Origin of the sequence: Streptomyces sp. NPDC046465, assembly GCF_040646035.1 — a bacterium.
Lineage (GTDB): Bacteria > Actinomycetota > Actinomycetes > Streptomycetales > Streptomycetaceae > Streptomyces.
This window is the reverse complement of the sequence record NZ_JBEYZK010000017.1, coordinates 162,378-182,100: the sequence shown is the minus strand read 5'-3', so window position 1 is coordinate 182,100 and position 19,723 is coordinate 162,378. Positions and strand designations below refer to the sequence as shown.

Sequence of the window (19,723 nt, the reverse complement as noted above, 5' to 3'; positions counted from 1 at the left end):
GTAATGCCTCGCCCGCAGGCGCACTGCTGCTGCTCAGCGTGGAACCCCGGCTGATCATCCCGGGCGTCAGGAGGCGGGATGCCGAGGCGATGAGGGGGTCAGCTGATGACGGGGACGGTCTCGGAGCGGTTGACCGACCAGTTGGTGACGATGGGCTTGTCGACGTCGGCGGGCTCGGGAAGCTTGAGTTCGGCCGGGTTGGGGTCATTCTCGGTCAGGCCCAGGATGACGCTCTCGAACTGGGTGCCGCCGTCGCTGTCGGTGGACTTGGGGCTGATGCCGGTGTAGGCGACCGCGGAACCGGAGAGCTTGATGGGGTCTTCGCCGCCCTGTCCGACGGGGGAAGCGACACCCTGGGCGTCGGAGCCGAAGGACACGCTGGGGGTGTTGACGTCCAGGGAGCAGGTGATGCCGGACTTGGCCTTGGCGGCGACAAGGTAGTAGCCGCCGGCCTGGGACTCCGAGGTGAGAGTGAAGGTCAGATCGTTGGTGCCGCAGGCCTGCCCGTAACCGTCCTCCGTGCCACCCTTGCTGTCCTTGCCGTCGCCTGCCGAGCCCGACTTGCCCGCGGAGGCGCCCGAGTTGGAGCCGGCCTCGCTGGAGGAGCCGTCCTTGGAGGGGCTCGTGTCCTTGCCGCTGTCGGCGGCCGGGGTCGTGGAGGTGCCGGCGCTCGTGGTGTCGTCCGGGCCGCAGGCGGTGGCGGTGGCGGCAAAGGCTGCGACCGCCACCGCGGCCAGGGCGAGGTGGGCGGAACGGGCGGCACGACGCGAGCGCATGAAGTTCTCCAGGGGGTATCGGTGGCGGTTTTCCGTGCTGACACCAACGACACTAGGTCCGCCCTGGTCTTCAGCTGATCCTGAGAATGTCCGCGTTCTGTCCCAGCAACCACGCTCCAGCGCAACGGCATTGGACGCCCGACTTCCGGGCTACGACTTCGACCACCTGCACAACTGGCTCCCTCGCCGTCAGGTCGCGCCGCGCATCGCCCGCCGCTGAGGTCCCGCCCAGGTCCGGCTCAGGTCTGCTCCTCGATGCCGATCGCCGTGCGCAGGGTGCGCTGGGCCGGGCCGGGTTCGCCGCGCTGGATCTCCAGCATCGCGGCGGCGAGGGCGTCGAGCTTGCGCTGCACGGCGTGCTCGGCCCGGCGTTCGCTGTTCTTCAGCAGCGCCAGCAGCAGGAGAGTGACCGCGGTCATGGACTCGCCCGCCAGCAGCATCCAGGTGAGCGGCGCCTTGGCGATGTGCACGCCGATGACGATGCCGACCAGAAGCAGGCAGACCCCGAAGAACGCCGGGCTGCTGGTGAAGTTGGACGCCCGCTCGGCGAGCCGCTCGAAAGGGCCGCGTCTGCTGCCGCCGCGTTCGGCCGGGTGCTCCAGGGCCATGTGCTGCCTCTTTCGGTCCCGCTGGGTGGTGGTGCGGTCCTTGTGCCCGGTGGTCAGCGAACCAGTCGGACCAACTTGTGGTTGGCGAACTCCTCCATGCCGAAGCGGCCCAGTTCGCGGCCGAAGCCGGAGCGCTTGACGCCGCCGAAGGGCAGTTCGGCGGCGGTTCCGGCCGGTCCGCCGACGAACACCATGCCGGTCTGGAGGCGCTGGGCCACCCGCTGTGCCTGCTCGGCGTCGTCGGTCTGCACCGAGGCACTGAGTCCGTAGGGCGAGTTGTTGGCGAAGGCGACGGCTTCGTCCTCGGAGCCCACCTTGAACAGCAGCGCCACCGGGCCGAACAGTTCCTCCTTGTAGGCGCGCATGTCGGGGGTGATGCCGGTCAGCACGGTCGGCTCGTACCAGGCGCCGGGCCGGTCGATGCGCCGGCCACCGGCCAGGACGGTGGCGCCCTTGGCCACGGCGTCCTGGACCTGCTCGTCCAGGGCGTCGACGGCCTTTGCGGAGGAGAGCGGCCCCATGTAGGTGTCCGGATCGGCGGGGTCGCCCGGCACTATGGCGCGGACCGCCTCGGTGTAGCGCTCGGCGAAGGCGTCGTAGTGCTGGTCCAGGGCGATGATCCGCTTGGAGGCGTTGCATGCCTGCCCGGCGTTGCCCATCCGGCCCGAGAGCGTGTTCTTCACGACCCGGTCCAGGTCGGAGACGCCCAGGATCAGGTAGGGGTCGGAGCCGCCGAGTTCCAGGACGACCTTCTTCAGATTGCGGCCGGCGATCTCGGCGACCGCTGCCCCGGCCCGCTCCGAACCGGTCAGCGAGACGCCCTGGACACGGTCGTCGCCGATCAGGGTCTCGATCTGATCGTTGGTGGCGAAGATATTGACGTACGCCCCCTTCGGCAGACCCGCGTCGCGGAAGACGCGCTCCATCTCGAGCGCCGACTCCGGGCACTGCGGGGCGTGCTTGAGCAGCACCGTGTTACCGAGCATCAGGTTGGGCGCGGCGAACCGGGCGACCTGGTAGTAGGGGAAGTTCCACGGCATGATCCCCAGCAGGGTGCCGACGGCCTCCTTGCGGACGACGGCCCGGCCGCCGGAGGCGACCTGGAGCTCCTCCTCCTTCAGGAACTCCTCGCCGTGGTCGGCGTAGTACCGGTAGATCGACACGACGGTGGCGATCTCGCCGAGGCCCTGCTTGACGGGCTTGCCCATCTCACGGGTGATAACGGCAGCGAGCTGCTCACTGCGCTCCTCGTACAGGTCGGCGACCCGGTGCAGCACGGCGGCACGTTCGGCGGGCTTGCGGGCGGCCCAGTCGCGCTGGGCGGCGTCGGCGCTCTCCAGGGCCTCGCGCAGTTCGGCGTCGGTGGCGGTCGGGTACTCCCGCTCGGTCTCGCCGGTGGCGGGGTTGACGACTCGGTAGTGCTCCATGGCTTGGCCGTGATCCTCTCGTTCGCCGGGCCGGAGGAGCCGCCGCTGTTCCGCGGCCTCCGGTGTCCGGAAAGTACACAACCGCGTACCCATCCGGGCGGAACGGACACCCAGGCGGCGGCGTTCCACCAAAGTGCCGGTCCATCCGAGAGCGCGTCGAGAGGTCAAGCGTGGAGCAGGTCGGTCGAGACCGTCCAGAGACGCTTGGCGAGGTGGGAGGGAGTCCCGTCCCCCCTCAGTGCGCAGGGTTCGTGCGGAGGTGGGCGGCGCCCGAACGTACCGCCCATGCGAAGACGGCGAAGGCGATGACGCCCACCACGAGCGAGTCGTACGGCGCCGGCAGATGCCCGGAGCCGCCGAAAGTGCCGAGCCAGGACAACAGGGCGAGCGACGCCAGGTGGAATACGAGCCAGGCGCCCCGCCGCAGTTCCTCCGCCGGGCGGCTGCCTGCCGTCCTGCGCCGTTGCAGCAGGAACAGCGGGACACCGGCAAGGACGAGAGGCAGGGCGAGCCGCAGGTCGTCCCAGCCCGACCAGTAGATGAACTCGGTCGCCACGGCGAAACTGAGCGGTGCGATCCAGCGCACCCCCGGCATGTGGCCGTCCGCCAGGGGTACCCCACGCTCCCTGTCGTGCGCCCGGAAGGACGCCACGGCCACCGCCGAGGCGGCGTACATGATCAGGTACATGTCTCCCATCACGCTCACGATGTCCTGCCAGCCGCCGAACGGCAGCATGAACACGATGATGACCGCGAGGTTGAGGACCAGGGCACGGCGCGCGATGCCGGAGCGGGGGTCGATGCGCATGAAGAAGCGGGGCAGCAGGCCGTTCTTCGAGAGGGCGTAGGTGTGGCGGGCGTCGATCGCGACGCCCACGTAGGCGGAGCCGCCCGGGGAGACCACCGCGTCGGCGTAGAGCAGTGTGGCGAGCCAGTGCAGGTTGAGGACGAGGGCCAGCTGACCGAACGGCGACTCGAAGTTGACCCCTTGCCAGCCGTGCGCGAGCAGTGAGTCGGGCACCGTGTAGAGGAAGGCGAGTTGGAGTCCGAGGTAGACGAGCACCGCGAGGCCGATGCCGGTGAGGACGGCGGCGGGTACGTTGCGGCGTGGATTGCGGGCTTCTCCGGAGAAGTCCAGCGGGGCCTGGAACCCGTTGACGGAGTACACGATGCCGCCGCCGGCGAGTGCGGTGAGGCAGGCCGCATAACCGTACGGTGCGAATCCGCCGTGGTCCGTGAGGCGGCCCGAGTGGGTGCCGGAAAGGAACAGGGCGGCGACTGTGAGCACCGGGACTACGACCTTGAACACCGACACGAGGTTGTTCATGCGGGCGAACATCCGCACCGCGAACCAGTTCAGCGCGGTGAGCAGCACGCTCAGTGCGGTGGCGACGCCCAGACCCGACGCGGTGAGGCTGCCGCCGTCGTAGAGCCCGGGTACGTAGTGGGCGGCGTACTGCATGATCGCGCTGATCTCGGCCGCGGTGCCGCCCACGGAGAGCATGACGGACCAGCCGACGACCGTGCCGACAAGGCGGCCGTTCGCGTACAGCGGCCAGCGGACCGTGCCGCCGCCCTCCGGCCTGGTGGCGCCGAGTTCGACCATGACCAGGGCCACGAGCGCGCAGAGCAGGCCGGCCGCGACCCAGGAGAGCAGCGCGGCGGGCCCTGCCGTCTGGGCGGCGTACATGGCGGCGAACAGCCAGCCCGAGCCGAGGATGTTGGAGAATCCGATCGCGGTCAGACCCCAGAATCCGAGGTCCTTGCGCAGCCGGCTCTCCTCGGCGCGGACATCCGGGGCACCGGCAATCTCCGCCGGCTGTTGCTGCGCCACGTGGCAAACCTCCTCGACGATCACGGACCCACGGGGGTCAGCGTGTCACGTGGCGCGGCGCGTGTGTCGAAGCGCGGTCCGTCCCGCGCCGTCGGGGCGGTCAGTCGAAGTGGCGTACGAAGATGTCCGACTTGCCGTTGGTGTCGCCGGGGACGATGTCGTCGGCCGTGGAGTGGAAGACGACGGACCGCCCATCGGTGCTGACCGCGTCCGTGCCGGCCGATGCGGGCTGGGCCGAGACCGTCGTGTCGGTGCCCGTCTGCAGGTCGCGCAGGGTGAGTGAGGGGCCGGTCGTGTCGAGCGGGGCGTAGAGCAGGTGGCGGCCGGTGGGGTCGATGGCCACGCCCCGTACGTTCGACAGCAGTTGGGCGGTGCCCGAGCTCACGTCGTAGACGTAGGTGTCGGAGCCCGAGAGGTAGACGGCCTTGCTGCCGTCGTCGCTGAGCTGGACGAGTGTCGCGGCCGTGGCCGGGCCCTCGATCGGCCCTGAGGTGGTGCCGCCGTTCCGGTCCCATACGAAGACGTCGCCGGCCTTGCTGTCCTGGTACGCGACACGGCTTCCGTCGCCGCTGATGGACGGCCGGGACGGCTGGGCGTTGTCGAGGGTGGCGACGGTCTGCGTGGCGCCGGTGTTCCAGTCCTGGAACTCGACGCGATGGCCGGACGTCGGCTGCCTCAGATTGCGGATGGCGTAGGCGGTGTAGCGGCCGTCCGCGTTCAGGGATGGCTGGTTGCAGCTGTAGGCCGAGCAGTTGAGGGAGGCCGTGTATCCCGTGCTCACCTGGTACTGGCGAATCCGCGAGTCGTTGAACCACTGCACCGGGTAGGCGACGTACTTCCCGTCGCCGCTGATCACCGGGGGCTGGAGCGGGGTCAGGTGCCCCATCCGCTTGGTCTGGCTCGCTTGCTGGTCGCGGACGAACACCTTGTCGCCCGCTGCCGGGGCGTCGGGCGTGAGGTTCTTCGCCGACGACGCGAAGGTGATGTGGAGGCCGTCGGGTGTGATGGAGGCGCCGGTGGAGTTGTCGTCGGCCTGTGCGCCATCGGGCGCGACGCTGATCCTCTCGACGCCGGACTGGCGGGCGCCCGCAACGTCCGCCGCGGCCGTGGGCTCGGCCGAGGCGGCGGTGGGCAGCACCGCCGTGACCGCGCAGACCACGACCGCCGCGCTCAGCGCGGGCCGCAGACGTCTGGTGGTGCTCCGGTTCACGTTCTTCCTCATTTTCCCCCCAGGCAGGACACGGTCTCTCCTCCGGTTCCCCACCGGAGGGCCACAAGCATGCAACCGTGATCGTGGTGTGGGGTCAATGCGTCACATGACGTATTGAGGGGCGCAATTTCGGACGGCTGTTCAGTGTGAACGACGTTATTGCAGCGCTGTTATATTAGCGCTGTTATATTAACGCTGTGACATCTCCAGGCCTTACCAATCCCACCCATCCCACCCATCCCACCAACCTCACCGACGATCCCACCGCGCACCCCGACCCCTGGCACTCCTTGCACGAGCTCCTGGCGGCCATGGACGCCGAGATCGAGCAGGTCTACGTGGAGCGCGGCATCGAGGGGGTGCGGCCCCGGTTCGCCTATCCGTTGATCCGGCTCGCGCACACCGGGCCACTGACCATCCGGGAGCTCGCGAAGTCCCTGGACCGTTCGCATTCCGCGATCAGTCAGACCGTCGCCGCCATGCGCGAGGAGGGGCTGGTGACCTCCGAGCCGGGGCCCGACGCCCGTACCCGGCGGATCGATCTGACGGAGCGCGGGCGGTCGCTGGTGCCGTTCCTGGAGGCGGAGTGGCGTGCCACCCACGCGACGGTCGCCGAGCTGGACAGTGAGGTTCCGTATGCCATGACCGCCGTCGTCGAGGAGGTGCGGCGGGCGCTGGAGCGCCGGTCGATGCGGCAGCGGATCCTCCGGAACATCGTCGAACCACCGCGATGAGGGGGCGGGGCCGTGGGCGGTTCCTCGATACCCGTCCGCTGCGCGGCAACCGGCCGTTCCGCGACCTGTGGATCGGCACCTCTGTCGCCCAACTCGGCGGACAGATGGCCAACGTGGCGGTTCTGGCCCAGGTCTGGGACCTGACCGGCAGCCCGGTGGGCACCGGCGCCATCGGGCTCGCCACCGGACTGCCGATGATCCTGTTCGGGCTGATCGGCGGGACGTTGGCCGATGCCGTGGACCGCCGTGCGGTGGTGCGGGCCACCACCGCGGGACAACTCCTTGCCGCCGCGGCGCTGTGTGCCCAGGCCCTGGCGGGCAACCGGAACGTGCCGCTGCTGCTCGCCCTCGTCGCCGCAGGGGTGAGCTGCGGCGCTCTGGGAGCTCCCGCCCGGCGCACCTTCCCGGTCCGGCTGTTGCCGGGGGAGCAGGTCGCGGCCGGTCTCGCGCTGACCAACGTCTCCTTCCAGGCGGCGATGCTGACCGGTCCCGCGGTGGCCGGGCTGGTCATCGCCCGATGGGGCTTCCCTGCCGCGTACGCCATCCAGGCCGTGACCGTGGCGGTCTCCATGCTCGCGGTGATCCGCCTGCCTGCCATGCGGCCCGAAGGGGCAGCGGCGGCAGGCGGCAGGCGTCGGCCGGAGCGTGGCGGTTGGCGGATCGTCCTGCGCCGCCCGACGCTGTGGGGCTCGATGGCCACCGACCTGTCTGCAACGCTGCTCGCCATGCCCGTCGCGCTCTTCCCGTTGGTCAACGAGGTGCGCTTCGGGGGTGATCCGCAGACTCTCGGTCTGTTCCTCTCGGCCGTCGCGGTCGGGGGGATCGCGGCCGGTCTGCTCTCCGGAACGGTGACGCGCCGGCGCCGCAGCGGTCTGGTGCAACTGTCCGCGGCCGGGGTCTGGGGGCTGGCGCTCGCCGGTTTCGGACTTGCGGGGCCGCTGTGGCCGGCGCTCGGCTGTCTGGCCGTGGCGGGCGCGGCCGACACCGTGTCCGTCGTCACCCGCAGTGCCCTCGTGCAGATGGAGACCCCGGACGCGTACCGGGGGCGGGTCTCCTCGGTGGAACACGTCATCGGTGTCGCGGGCCCCGAGCTCGGCAACTTCCGCGGTGGCCTGGTGGCGACGGCCACCTCCGCCTCCTTCTCCCTCGTCCTCGGCGGGCTCTCCGCCATCGTGGCGATCGCCGCCGTGTCTGCCGCCAACGCCCCCCTTCGCGCCTACCGCACGCCGCACGCCGCCGCGCAGCGGGTGGCCCTGACCGGACAGGCCTCCTGAAGCGCTCACGCCACGGTGTCCGGCAGCGCCGCGCGGCTGACCTTTCCCATGGAGCTCTTCGGCAACGCGGCGACGAAGTCGACCGCGGCGGGGACCTGGTGGGGCAGGAGCCGGGCGCGGCAGTGGGACGTCAGCTCCGTCGCGGGCAGCGGGGGCCGGGCGACGACGGTGGCCCGCACGCGCTCGCCGGTGCCGCCGGGCGCCTCGTCGGCCCACACCGCCGCCTCGACGACCGACGGGTGGGCCAGCAGGACCTGCTCCACCTCCAGGGGATTCACCTTCTTGCCGCCCACGTTGATGAAGGAGTCCTTGCGCCCGACGAGGTGCAGATGGCCCTCGGGGTCGAGGCGGGCCACGTCGCCGGTGTTGTACCAGCCGTCGCGGAGGGCGCGCCGGGTGGCGTCGGGGTGGTCGAGGTAGTGCGTGAACATCGCGGGGGTCCGTACATGGAGCGACCCCTCGTCGCCCTGTGGCACCTCGTACCCCCGCTCGTCGACGACACGGACCCGTACGCCGGGCATGGGGCGCCCCACACCGCGGTCCGCGCCGGTGTCGTCGGTGGTGTCGGTGTCGTCGGTGGTGTCGGCGGGGCGACGTGCGGCGATGACTCCGGCCTCCGTACAGCCGTACACCTGTTGGATGTCGAGGCCGAGCCGTTCCCTGGCGCGCTGTGCCACGGCCGGGGGCAGGGCGGCCCCGGAGGAGAGGCACAACCGCAGGGCGCGCGGTGGGCGCGGCGGTGCCGATCCGGCGCCTGCCGCCCGCGTCGTCAGGTCGTAGGCCATGGGGGCGGCGACCAGCACCGTGCAGTCGTGCCGGTCCAGGGTCCGCAGGAGTCGGGCGGGGGCGAAGCGGCCGAGGAGAACCAGTTGCGCCCCGGCCCGCAGGGCGGTGATCAGCCCGGCGACCAGGCCGAAGGAGTGCAGCAGCGGGACGGCGGCCAGGATGCGGTCGTCCTCGGTGATGCCGTAGGCGCGCGCGTAGATGTCGCCGCCGTTGGCGAGGTTGCGCTGCGTGTGGACGGCGGCCTTCGGCTCTCCCGTCGAGCCGGAGGTGAATTGGTAGAGGAAGGGGGTGTCGGGCGTGGCGGGGGTCGGCGGCTCGTCGTCGGTGGGGTCCGGGGGAGGGGTATGGCCCGGGGCCCGCACGGGGACGAGGGTGCAGTTGAGCGGGGCCTCGTCCTGGGAGCCGTCCTGGGAGCCGTCCTGGGAGCCGCCCTTGGATCCGTCCTTGGAGCCGTTCAGCGCGACGAGCCTCGCCTCGTTGCCCACGATGGCCAGAGGCCCCAACGTGCCCGCCAGCGCCGCCAGTTGGGGCCGGGTGGTGCTGGGCTCCAGGAGCGTCACGCGCATCCCGAGGCGCGCGGCGGCGAGGAGGGCGACGACGAAGTCCGGGGTGTTCTCCATGAGCAGCCCCGTCGTGCCGGGCCCGGTGAGGCCGAGAGAGCGGAAGCGGCGCGCGGTGGCGCGTACCTCCTCGCGCAGCTCACCGTAGGTGAGGACACGGTCCTCGCAGCGGACGGCGACGGCATGGGGCCGGGCTCCGGCGGCGCTGTCGAGCAGCTCCCCGAGAGTGGCGGGGGCCTGGTTCGCTCGGGTGTCAGACGCGGTGGCCATCGATCACGCTTTCCTCTCCGTCCGGCACGGGGGCGGTCGACCGGGCGCCCGGGTCGTCGGCGGGGTCGTCGTAGGGCTGCTGGTGGCGGAAGTAGCGGTCGTAGAGGTGGCGGTAGGCCCCGCCCCGGGCCAGCAGGGTCGTGTGGTCGCCCTGCTCGATGATCCGGCCGCCGTCGACGACGACGATCGTGTCCGCTTTACGGACGGTGGGCAGGCGGTGGGCGACGACGATGGTCGTACGGTTGGCGGCGAGCGCCTCAAGGCCCTCCTGGATCTGAGCCTCCGTCAGGGGGTCGATGCTGGCGGTCGCTTCGTCGAGGATGAGCACGGGGGCGTCCTGGAGGAAGACGCGGGCGAGGGAGACGATCTGCCGCTGGCCCGTGGACAGATTGCGCCCGCCGTCGTCGGTGGGTGTGTCCAGGCCCTGCGGGAGCTGGTGGAGCCAGTCGCCGCCCGCCACCGCGCGCGCGGCGGCCTCGATCTCGTCCCGCCCGGCCCCTGGCCGGCCGCGGGCGATGTTGTCCGCCACCGTCCCCGAGAAGAGGAACGGCGTCTGCGTCACCACGCCGAGGCAGCGCCGGTACTGATCGAGGTCCAGGGTGCGTACGTCGAGGCCGTCGACTTCGATGCTCCCCTTCTGGAACTCGTACGCACGCATGATCAGCCGCACCACGCTGGACTTGCCCGCCCCGGTGTGCCCCACGAGCGCCACGGTGCGGCCCGCCGGGACGGTGAGGCTCACGCCGCTGAGGACGGGGTGCCCGGCGTCGTAGCCGAAGTGGACGTCGCGCAGCGCGATGTCGCCGCGCAGGCGTGGCACCGGGATCCGGTCGCGCTGGCGCACCGCCGACTCGCGGTCGACGAGCGCGAAGACCCGCTCTCCCGCGGCCAGGCCCTGCTGGAGCTGGCTCCAGAAGGAGGCGATGCTGGTGAGGGGCGACCAGAACAGGGCCAGGGCCTCCAGGAACAGCACCCACTCGCCCGCCGACACGGAGCCCGCGTCGACGCCGTGACCGCCGACGAGGACCACGGCGACCGTGCCCAGGCCCGTCAGGGAGATCAGCAGCGGGAAGATGCCGCTGAACAGGCGGTTCAACCGCACACTGGCCCGGAACCACTGGTCGTTGACCGCGTGGAGACCGGCTTGCGCGGACTCCTGGTGGCTGTGGTTGCGGGCCACGGTGATGCCCCGCAGCGTCTCCTGGACGTAGCCGTTGACCTCGGCCAGCGCCTGCTGCTGGCGTAGCGAGGCGCTGCGCGCGGCGCGCCGGAAGGCCAGGCTGACGGCGACGATGACCGCGGCCACCAGGGCCGTCACCAGGGCCAGCGGCACATTGATCACGAAGAGGGCGGCCAAAAGCAGCCCGATCATCAGGACTTGACCGAGCAGGCTGAGCATCAGGCTGATCAGCGTCGCGAACGCCTGGGTGTCGTTGGTGACGCGGCTGACCACCACGCCGGTCGCGTGGGCGTCGTGGAAGGCCATGTCCTGGCGCATGACCGCGGCGAACGCCCGCTCCCGCAGCGCGAGCACCACATCACCTGCCAGCGTTCCGCTCACGCGCTCCTGGAGGAGGGTGAGCAGCCAGGCGGCGATGCCCGCGACGAGGATGGCCGTGACAAGGAGCGTCAGCCGACCGTCGCCGTCGTCCTCAAGGGCCGAGTCCACGGTCCTGGCCAGCAGCAGGGGTACGGCGCTGCCCGCCGTCGCGGCGATGATCACGGCGACGACCACGAAGGCGACCGCCTTGCCCCTGCCGCGGAAGAACGGGGCGATACGGCGGGCGAGTTCGCGGTCGCCGTACCGGCGGTCGTACTCGTCCGGCTCGATGCCCTCCAGCAGATGGGCCATCAGTGGCTCTCCTCCTCGGCGCCCGCGGCGTCCGGTCCTGCGGGTGCCGGCTTGCTCAGGTAGGGCGCGAAGATCCGTCGGTAGAGGGGACAGCCCCGCAGGAGCTGTTCGTGGCTGCCCTGGTCGGCGATCCGGCCGGCGTCCAGGACGATGATGTGGTCGGCCGCCCGGATGCGGGACAGCCTGGGGGTGACGAGGAACGTGGTGCGCCCGTCCGAGGCCTGCCGCATCGCGCGCTGGACCTCGTACTCGGTGGCGCTGTCGACGGCGCTGGTCGCGTCGTCCACCGCGAGGATGCGGGGGTCGGCGACCAACGCGCGGGCGATGGCGAGGCGTTGGCGCTGTCCGCCGGAGAGGGTGGCGCCGCGTTCGCCGATGACGGTGTCGTAACCGTGCTCGGTCGCCGTGATGAAGTCGTGTGCCTGGGCGATACGGGCCGCTGCCTCCAGGTGGGCGCGGTCGGTGCCGTGGTCCGAGCCGAGGCTGAGGTTCTCCGCGATGGTGCGGGAGAAGAGCACCACGTCCTGCTCGACGACCGAGATGCGGGAGCGCAGCGACCCGGTGTCCCAGTCGGTGGTGGCGACGTCGTCGATCAGGACGCGCCCGTCGTCCGGCGCGTAGGTGCGGTTCAGCAGATGCAGCAGCGTGGACTTGCCGCTGCCCGTGGCGCCGACGATGGCCACGGTGGTGCCCGCGGCGACTCGGAACGACACGTCGTGCAGCACCGGATGGTCGGGGTCGTAGCCGAACGTGACGCCCTCCATGGCGACGTCGCCGCTGAGGGGCGCGGTGTGGCGGCCGCCGCGCTCGTCCTCGCCCTCGGGGTCGTCGAGGACCTCCTTGATGCGCTGGGCCCCCGACATGCCGAGGTAGATGAGTCCGAGGCTGAAGGACGCCAGCTGGGTGGGGGCTCGCAGGGTTCCCATCAGTCCCAGGACGGCGACGAGTTCGCCGATGCTCAGGGAGCCCGCGCGCAGCAGGATCACGGCGTGCACCAGGGCCCCGACGGTGGCGAGGGTCAGCAGCAGCGGGGCGAGGGCCAGCGCCTGGGTGCGGATCTGGCGTACGGAGGCGTCCCGGTACTCCCCGGCCAGCGCGGCGAACCGGTCGCGTTCCTGGTCGGCTCCGCCGGTCGAGCCCACCACTTCGATTCCGGCGACGCTCTCCGACGCCTGCGCCGTCATGTCGCCGAAGCGCTCGCGTGCCACGTCCGACACGGGTTCCAGACGCCGTCCGTGTTCGGCGAGGACCACCACGAACAGCAGGACGAAGGCGACGGGGGAGAGCAGCAGCCGCCAGTCCACCAGGGCGATGAAGACGATCGGCATCAGGATGTTCAGCGCGAGGTCGACGGCCAGGTCGAAGCCGGGCGACACCATCAGGTTCAGCGACTCCGCGTCGCCGGTGGCCCGGGCGGAGAGGTCACCGACCCGCCGCCGGTTGAAGTAGCCCTGGCCCTTGCGGAGCAGACTGGAGAATACCTGGGAGCGCGCGTTGCGTTCGAGTCCGCTGGCGAAGGACTCCAGGCAGTACGTGGACATGATGCCGCCGAGTGCCCGGACGACCACGAGCGCGAGCAGTCCGGCCACGGTGGCGTGGAAGGCACCGAAGTCCGGCGTCCCGCTGTCCTGGTCGAGGACGGCGTCGAAGGCCAGTCCGGTCACCAGGGGGATCGCCGCGTTCAGCGACTGCCAGGCCAGGCTGCCCAGCAGGAACAGGGCGATGTACGGCCTGAAGGGGCGCATCTGCGCGAGCAGCCAGCGGGGCACGCTGTCCGGTTCGGCTACGCCGGGCTCGGGCCGGGGCGGGGCCGTCGGGCCGGCCGGATCCTCCCTCTCCGGGATGGTCTCGGCGGTCATCGGCTCTCCTTCTCCGTGTCGGGGGCCGTCGCGTCCGCCGACCCGGAGAGGTCCGGAAAAGACAATCGACGCATGGTTTTCGGCCACAATTCATCGAATTTCTGGGTGTGCGGCGCACAGGGCTTTTCGGCCCGGCGTGAATTCAGCCGGGCAGGCCGCGCAGTACCGCTGGAGGCGGTTGCCGACAGATGCGTTCGCGGGCAGGCCGCAGGCGCGCGGATCGGGCAAAGGAATCACGCGCGGGCCGGGGTACGGCCGCCGCGGATCACCGGGTGCGCGGTGGGGCGGGGTGACCGAGGAGGCCGCGGGCGAGCCGGGAAGGAAGAGGATCTTCCCTGCTCAGATTGGTCTTGAAAGGGTCGGAGGCGAGGGCTGCGGCATCGTGGATTCCTGGCACGCAAACAAGCCGATGGCGTGCCGTGGCATGGAAGCTACTTGTTTTCACCCGAAAACGAAAGTCCGCCTGTGGTCGCACAAATAGCTGTTTGTTGAAAATTAAATCCCAGGACTTTGAGCCGCCTGCCCGAACGGGCGTTGCCAAGTTGAATGGTTGATCTCGCTCGAATCGTCTGGGTACTGTGACGAGCGTCCAGTGCTTTAACGGGCGTTCAAGTGAGCCGCTATTGCATGTACGTCGTGGCCGTTGGCCACAGCCTGCCGGCAGACGGCGCGGAACGGCGTCATCTCTCCGCGCCGGACACGCCCAGGCGCGTGGCGACAGTGAAGAGGAGTACGAGTGAACCAGACGCTGTGCCACCCCCCGTTCCAAGGAGAGCAGCTCGTGGTGACCACCCTGGTACGCAACGGATTCCTGCAGCTAGGGCTGCGGGCCGTCCTGTCGACCACACCCTTGGTGAGAGAGGCCAGACACTGCGGTGACTGGAGCGAGGTGGAGGACGTCTTAGGCGCCGACAAGGTGGACGTCCTGTTCCTGCACGAGAAGGACTACAGCCCCGATCGGGGCGTACTCGCCGACGTTCACTACCGGCGTCCGAAGGTGCTGCTGCTCCTCAGTGGCACCGCCGTGTCCGAGGAAATTCTCGCGGGGCCCTCGGTTCCCGATGGATTTCTGGTGGAGAGCGAGTTGACGGCTCTCGCGGTCGAGGACGCGCTGCAGCGAATGGTGGCCGGGGAAGTGCCCATGCCCACCTCCGTCACCCGCGCGCTGCTGCACCGGGTCCGTGAACCGGAACAGCAGCGCTGGCACCGCGACGTATCCCTGACCGGTCGCGAGAACGACGTACTGCCGCTGCTCGCCCAGGGATTGAGCAACAAACAGATAGCCCGGCGCCTCGGCATCTCCAGCCATGGCGTCAAACGCATCGTCGCCAGCCTGCTGCTCAAGCTCGGCGCGCCCAACCGGACGGCCGCGGTGGTCACCGCCATGCAGAACGGCCTCATCCCCGACTGACCGGCGCCTCTCGTCCGACCTCCTCCGCGGGCCGCGCCATCCGTGCGCCGCCCGGCGCGGCGTGGCGCGTGTGAGGACCCGCATGTGCCGATGTTCGCCGTGCCCGAGCTGTGTGGGAAGCGTCCTCCGGGCGCCCGTTCGGTGTGACCGAACGGGCAGCCCCCAAAGCGCGGGTGACGGTTCCGCGGAGCCCGCACTACGGTGAATCCGGTCCGGCCGGACAGCGCACCGCACACCCCCACCTCCTCTGCCCATGCCTCCTAGTGCTGGAAAGGAGCGAGCCGTGGCGGAATTCGTCCGGCACCGCATCCCCTTCGAAGGCCGGCGGGCCGTCACGGCCCCGGCCACCTGTGCACAGCGCCACATCTGGAACCTGATGCAGGGCCAGTTACCGGACGCCGCCTTCTACGACGTGTGTTATTGGACGGCCCTGCCGGGCCACGGCGCCGTACAGGATCTGCTCGACGTGCTTGCCGAACTGCTCGGGCGCCATGAGTCGCTCCGTACCGGCTTCCATCGGGGCCCGGACGGTCCTCTGCTGCAACAGGTCGTGGACTCGGGTGAGTTCGAGGCCGAGGTGTGGAGCCTCACTCGCGACGAGGACCCCGACAGTGTGCTGCGGGCCTGGCGGGGCCGGATGCGGCACACCCCCTTCGAGCCCGCGCGGGCCCCGCTGATCCGGTTCCTGGTCACCGCCGTCGACGGCGCCCCCGTGCTCGCCGGGTTCTGCGTGTCCCACCTCGTGGCGGACCTGACGTCCCTGCGCCTGCTGGCCGACGAGGTGCCCCGGCTGCTCGACGCCCGCGTGACCGGCAGCCCGCTGCCACCCGCCGTACCGTCACGACAGCCCGTCGAACAGGCGTGGTTCGAGCACTCGCCGCGCGGCCGGGCCCTGCTGGCGAGGGCGCGCGGCTACTGGGAACGCGCGCGCGCGAGCGCGCCCGCCACCTTGTTTCCGCCGCGCGGGGGAGCCGGTGACACGGCGGTGCCGGTCCGCTACAGCGCCGTCATGGACTCCCGGGCGGTGGGCCTCGCGGTGCCGCTGCTGGCGCGGCGCTGGCGGGTGAGCACCTCCGCGGTTCTGATCACCGTCGTCGCGCGGCTCCTGGGCCGCCGCGCCGGGGTCCCGTCATGCGCCCTGCGCCTGCTCAGCGCCAACCGGTCGGACCCGGAACTGCGCGGCACCGTCGCCAATCTGCACACCGAGGTGATCGTGACGATCGGCCTTGAGGGCGACCGCGTCGAGGACGTCGCCCGCCGCGCCTTCGCCGCGTGTACCACCGCGTACGCGAACGCTCTCCACGACCCCGACGAGGTGGCGGAGCTGATCGCCTCCGCCCACGGTCCCGGCAGGCCCGTCGACCTCTCGTACTGCTTCAACGACGTCCGGGAAGGGCACGTTCTGCCGGGCGCGGCCGAGGACCGGGACACGGTGCCCGACGCGGCGTGTCTGCGAGCCGCGATGGCCGACACCGTGGTCGCACCCGGGGAGTTCGAGGAGGGCGAGACCTTCTTCCTCGTGGTCGACGACGAGGAGCCGGGCTGGATCCGTCTGGTGCTCGACGCCGAACACCGGGCGCTCACGCCGTCCGAGGTCCATGGGTTCCTGTACGACGTCGAGAAGGCGCTCGTCGAGTACGCCGGGGCGAGCGAGGAGGCCGGGGGCGTCGGGTCGCGGGCCACGGTGGCTTAGGGCTGCGGCCGCGGGGCCCCACGGAGGAGGAGCCGCGTAGGGGAGGCATCACCCTCTTCGTGAGGGGGTGCCTCCCTTTTCGTATGCGCAGGAGAACTCGACAGGAGTCCGACAGGAGACCCGTACGAGACCCGCAGGAGACCCGCAGAAGAGTCCGTACGCTCGATGTTCCCCCGGGGCCGCCGCACCCGCCATGCGCATCCGGCCGGGCGTGTGGTGTAGCCGATCGGCTCTAGCCCAAAGTGGGGGTGTTCGATCACCGGGGCCCCGGTGAGACTGGTTCCCGGGCCACCCAGCCCACGGTAGACGCAGCGGCCGGCAGCCGGATGCCGGACAGCAGAGAGCGCTCCCGGCGCCCCGCCCCTGCCTACCCCTCTCACCCGCTCCTTTCAGCAGTCGGCAACCACCCCTACGCGACCCCCTCGTGACGGGAAGACATGTCCGCATTTGTTGAACAACTCGCCCCCTGCAACGTTGAGTCGGCCCGGTGAGCGCCCCCGCCACCGGGGCGACGGTCACGGCCCCCGACGACCCCGGAGCCGCCCGGTACGGACCGAGGCCGGTCGAGAACCCCGCGCTCGGCGAGGTGTTCGCCCACGCCCCGGGATGCACGCCCGAACAGCTCGACGAGGTGCTCGACGACGCGGCCCGAGCCTTCCCCGGCTGGGCGGCGACACCCCTGGACGCCCGCCGCGAGCGGCTGCTCGCATGCCACCGGGCGCTGCTGGCCGCCGTGGAACCGCTGGCCGGACTGCTCACCCGCGAGCAGGGCAAGCCGCTGAAGCACGCCCGTGCCGAAGTCCGCCTGGCAGCCGACTGGTTCGCCCACACCGCACAGCTGGAGCTCGCGCCGGAGCGGCTGGTCGACGAGCCCGCCGCCCGCGTCGGCCTGGAGCGGGTGCCGCACGGCGTGGTCGCCGCGATCGCGCCCTCCAACTACCCGATCCTGCTGGCCGTCTGCAAGATCGCACCCGCCCTCCTGGCCGGCAACACCGTGGTCCACAAGCCCTCCCCGGACACGCCGTTGTCGAGTCTGATGATGGGCCGGATCCTGGGCGAGGTCCTGCCCGCCGGTACGTTCGCGGCCGTGGACGGCGGCGCCGAGCTGGGCGCCAGGCTCACCGTTCATCCCGCGGTCCGGCTGGTCTCGTTCACCGGCTCCGTCGACGCGGGGCGTGCCATCGCCCGGCAGGCCGCGGCCGACCTCAAGCGGGTCGTACTGGAACTTGGCGGGAACGACCCGGCCGTCGTACTGCCCGGCACGGACGTCGCGGCCGTCGCACGGGACCTGTTCGCCAAAGCCATGGCGAACAGCGGACAGTTCTGCGCCGCGGTCAAACGCGTCTACGTCCCCCGGGACCGGTGCCGCCAACTCGCGGACGCCATGGCGGAGATGGCGCGGTCGGCGGTCGTGGGGGACGGGCTCGACCCGGCCACCGAGTACGGGCCGCTCGTCAGCCGCGCCCAGCTTGCGCGGGTCGCGGGAATGGTGGACGAGGCCGTGGCGGGCGGGGCCCGCGTTCTGGCCGGAGGCCGGGTCCTCGACCGGGCAGGCCACTTCTATCCGCCCACCGTCGTCACCGGCCTGCCGCCCGGCAGCCGCCTCGAAGAGGAGGAGCAGTTCGGTCCTGTGATCCCCGTGATCCCGTACGACGACGACCCGGAACAGGTCATCGCACGGACCAACACCTCGCTGTACGGCCTTGGTTGCTCCCTGTGGGGTGACGAGGACAGGGCACGGGCCCTGGCCGGGCGGCCAGCGTGCGGAACCGTGTGGATCAACACCCACGGAGACCTGCGGCACGACGTGCCGTTCGGCGGTCACCGGCACTCGGGGGTCGGCGTCGAGTACGGCCCCTGGGGTCTGAAGGAGTACACGCAGCTCAAGGTGCACCACATCGCGTTTCGCCAAGCAGATCGGGAGATGTCATGACGGACAGCACGGTGGCCGGCGTCGACGGGACGGAGGGCATCGACCTGACGGGCGTCAGCGTTTTCGTCGGTGGCCCCATTCAGCACGCGATCCGTGACGACGGATTCCATCAACCGCTGCGGCACGCGATCCGGGACGTCATCGGTGCCGTCTCGGCCGTGCACGGCACGGTGTTCTCCGCCCACGTCGTCGAGAAGTTCGGCGTGGACACACCGCTGTACTCGCCCGACCAGGTCAGTGTGCGGGACTTCGACTGGATGCGCCGCTGCGACGTGTTCGTACCGGTGCTGCCCGTGGACGCGGCCGGTGAGCTGATGCGCACCGACGGCACCCATGTCGAGCTCGGCTGGGCGTCCGCGCTCGGCAAGCCCATCGTCGTCGTCACCCCGCTGCCCTTGGCGGCCAACGCCAGCCATCTGCTGCGCGGGCTGCCCTCCGTCGCCGACGTCACCGTCTTCGACCTGGCCGAGGCGGCCGCGCACCCCACCCAACTGCTCCGGCTGCTGGAGAAGCTGGGCCAGGAAGTCGTGATGTCGAAGTGACCGGGTCCGGATTCGGGCCCGATTCCGGGCCCACGTCCGGGGCCGCTGTCAGGTCCGCGCCCGCACCCGTCGAGGTGCTCGGGCTGCGCCTGAAGTCCCCCGTCGTCGTGGGCTCCGGGCTCCTCACCGACCAGGAGCGCAACATCCGCCGGCTCCTCGAGGACGGGGCGGGGGCCGTCGTCACCAAGACCATCCATCCCGACCCCGGCCCCTCGGGCGACGAACGGCTGCTCCGCCTGCCCACCGGCATGCTCAACAGCACCACGTACTCCCGCAGGTCCGTGGACGACTGGTGCGCGATGCTGCGCCGGTTCGCCGACGACGGCCTGCCGGTGATCGCCTCCGTGCACGCGGACTCCCCAGCCGCACTCGCCGACCTGGCGGAGCGCGTGACCGCCGCGGGCAGCGGCGCCCTCGAACTCGGCATCTCGTGCCTGAACGAGGACGAGGGCGGCCTTGAGGACACTCCGGAGCGTGTCGCCGCGTACACCCGGGCGGTCCGGCGCCGCACCCCGGTGCCGTTCAGCGTCAAGCTGGCGATCGGGGAGCGCGTGCGCGAGCGCATCGACGCCGCCATGGCCTCCGGCGCGGACGCGATCACCCTGAGCGACACGATCGCGGGCCTCGCCGTCGACGCCGACACCGGCGAAGTGCGCCTGGGAGGAGCGTTCGGCTACTCGGGGCCCGGCATCAAACCCCTCGTGCTCGCCGAGATCTTCGGCCTGCGCCGCGACGGACTCACCGTGCCGGTCATGGCGAGCGGCGGGGTCAAGGACGCCGCGGACGTGGCGGAGTACCTGAGCGTGGGCGCCGAGGCCGTTCAGGTCTACACGGCTCTGCACCGGAACATGCACGCCACCCTGCGCGGCATCCGCCAGGACTTCGACGACTGGCTGGCCTCGCACGGCGGCACGGTCGCGGACCTGGTGGGACGGAGCATCAAGAGGCCATGAG

15 protein-coding genes are annotated in these 19,723 nt (G+C 71.0%); 7 read left to right on the top strand and 8 right to left on the bottom strand.

Annotated features, from left to right (window positions below):
* Nucleotides 1-98: 98 nt before the first annotated feature.
* The 5 genes from ABZ953_RS26435 to ABZ953_RS26415 all read right to left on the bottom strand — a co-directional run bounded on the left by ABZ953_RS26435 (nucleotide 99) and on the right by ABZ953_RS26415 (nucleotide 5,855).
* Nucleotides 99-776 carry a DUF4232 domain-containing protein gene (locus tag ABZ953_RS26435; RefSeq protein ID WP_361728169.1) on the bottom strand — a complete coding sequence of 226 codons (678 nt, stop codon included), beginning with the start codon at nucleotides 774-776 and terminating at the stop codon, nucleotides 99-101.
* A gap of 239 nt (nucleotides 777-1,015) precedes the next feature.
* Nucleotides 1,016-1,384, bottom strand: a complete 369-nt coding sequence (locus ABZ953_RS26430; protein ID WP_361728166.1) for a low affinity iron permease family protein — start codon at nucleotides 1,382-1,384, stop codon at nucleotides 1,016-1,018.
* A 53-nt stretch (nucleotides 1,385-1,437) separates the two neighbouring features.
* Nucleotides 1,438-2,811, bottom strand: coding sequence for an NAD-dependent succinate-semialdehyde dehydrogenase (locus ABZ953_RS26425; RefSeq protein ID WP_361728163.1), 1,374 nt, complete (start codon nucleotides 2,809-2,811; stop codon nucleotides 1,438-1,440).
* A gap of 235 nt (nucleotides 2,812-3,046) precedes the next feature.
* On the bottom strand, nucleotides 3,047-4,645 hold the full coding sequence (locus ABZ953_RS26420; protein WP_361728160.1) for an APC family permease: 1,599 nt from the start codon (nucleotides 4,643-4,645) through the stop codon (nucleotides 3,047-3,049).
* Nucleotides 4,646-4,745: 100 nt separating this feature from the next.
* Nucleotides 4,746-5,855: a hypothetical protein gene (locus ABZ953_RS26415; RefSeq protein WP_361728157.1), complete on the bottom strand. Its 1,110-nt coding sequence runs from the start codon at nucleotides 5,853-5,855 to the stop codon at nucleotides 4,746-4,748.
* 197 nt (nucleotides 5,856-6,052) lie between these two features.
* On the opposite strand from ABZ953_RS26415, the gene ABZ953_RS26410 reads away from it, so the two are divergent.
* Nucleotides 6,053-6,589, top strand: a complete 537-nt coding sequence (locus ABZ953_RS26410) for a MarR family winged helix-turn-helix transcriptional regulator (protein WP_361728154.1) — start codon at nucleotides 6,053-6,055, stop codon at nucleotides 6,587-6,589.
* On the top strand, nucleotides 6,586-7,863 hold the full coding sequence (locus ABZ953_RS26405; RefSeq protein WP_361728151.1) for an MFS transporter: 1,278 nt from the start codon (nucleotides 6,586-6,588) through the stop codon (nucleotides 7,861-7,863). Before ABZ953_RS26410 ends, ABZ953_RS26405 begins: the two co-directional genes overlap by 4 nt.
* Before the next feature lie 5 nt (nucleotides 7,864-7,868).
* Here ABZ953_RS26405 and ABZ953_RS26400 read toward each other — a convergent pair whose 3' ends face one another.
* Genes ABZ953_RS26400 through ABZ953_RS26390 form a run of 3 tightly spaced genes read right to left on the bottom strand, consistent with a single transcriptional unit; the run spans nucleotide 7,869 to nucleotide 13,190 of the window.
* Entirely contained in the window at nucleotides 7,869-9,479 is a 1,611-nt protein-coding gene (locus ABZ953_RS26400; protein WP_361728148.1) for a class I adenylate-forming enzyme family protein, read from the bottom strand.
* Complete coding sequence (locus tag ABZ953_RS26395; protein ID WP_361728145.1) at nucleotides 9,463-11,331, bottom strand: ABC transporter ATP-binding protein; 1,869 nt, start codon at nucleotides 11,329-11,331, stop codon at nucleotides 9,463-9,465. Before ABZ953_RS26395 ends, ABZ953_RS26400 begins: the two co-directional genes overlap by 17 nt.
* On the bottom strand, nucleotides 11,331-13,190 hold the full coding sequence (locus ABZ953_RS26390) for an ABC transporter ATP-binding protein (RefSeq protein ID WP_361728142.1): 1,860 nt from the start codon (nucleotides 13,188-13,190) through the stop codon (nucleotides 11,331-11,333). Before ABZ953_RS26390 ends, ABZ953_RS26395 begins: the two co-directional genes overlap by 1 nt.
* A 736-nt stretch (nucleotides 13,191-13,926) precedes the next feature.
* On the opposite strand from ABZ953_RS26390, the gene ABZ953_RS26385 reads away from it, so the two are divergent.
* The 5 genes from ABZ953_RS26385 to ABZ953_RS26365 all read left to right on the top strand — a co-directional run bounded on the left by ABZ953_RS26385 (nucleotide 13,927) and on the right by ABZ953_RS26365 (nucleotide 19,722).
* Nucleotides 13,927-14,601 carry a response regulator transcription factor gene (locus ABZ953_RS26385; protein WP_361728139.1) on the top strand — a complete coding sequence of 225 codons (675 nt, stop codon included), beginning with the start codon at nucleotides 13,927-13,929 and terminating at the stop codon, nucleotides 14,599-14,601.
* Between the two features lie 283 nt (nucleotides 14,602-14,884).
* A complete protein-coding gene (locus tag ABZ953_RS26380; protein ID WP_361728136.1) occupies nucleotides 14,885-16,294 on the top strand; it encodes a condensation domain-containing protein in 1,410 nt (469 codons plus the stop codon).
* A gap of 487 nt (nucleotides 16,295-16,781) precedes the next feature.
* The gene (locus ABZ953_RS26375; RefSeq protein ID WP_361728133.1) at nucleotides 16,782-18,227 is read left to right on the top strand and encodes an aldehyde dehydrogenase family protein; all 1,446 of its coding nucleotides are present in this window, start codon (nucleotides 16,782-16,784) and stop codon (nucleotides 18,225-18,227) included.
* Nucleotides 18,224-18,769: a nucleoside 2-deoxyribosyltransferase gene (locus ABZ953_RS26370; RefSeq protein ID WP_361728130.1), complete on the top strand. Its 546-nt coding sequence runs from the start codon at nucleotides 18,224-18,226 to the stop codon at nucleotides 18,767-18,769. The genes ABZ953_RS26375 and ABZ953_RS26370 overlap by 4 nt, the downstream gene beginning before the upstream one ends.
* Nucleotides 18,766-19,722 carry a dihydroorotate dehydrogenase gene (locus ABZ953_RS26365; protein WP_361728127.1) on the top strand — a complete coding sequence of 319 codons (957 nt, stop codon included), beginning with the start codon at nucleotides 18,766-18,768 and terminating at the stop codon, nucleotides 19,720-19,722. Before ABZ953_RS26370 ends, ABZ953_RS26365 begins: the two co-directional genes overlap by 4 nt.
* The last annotated feature ends 1 nt before the right edge of the window (nucleotide 19,723 follow it).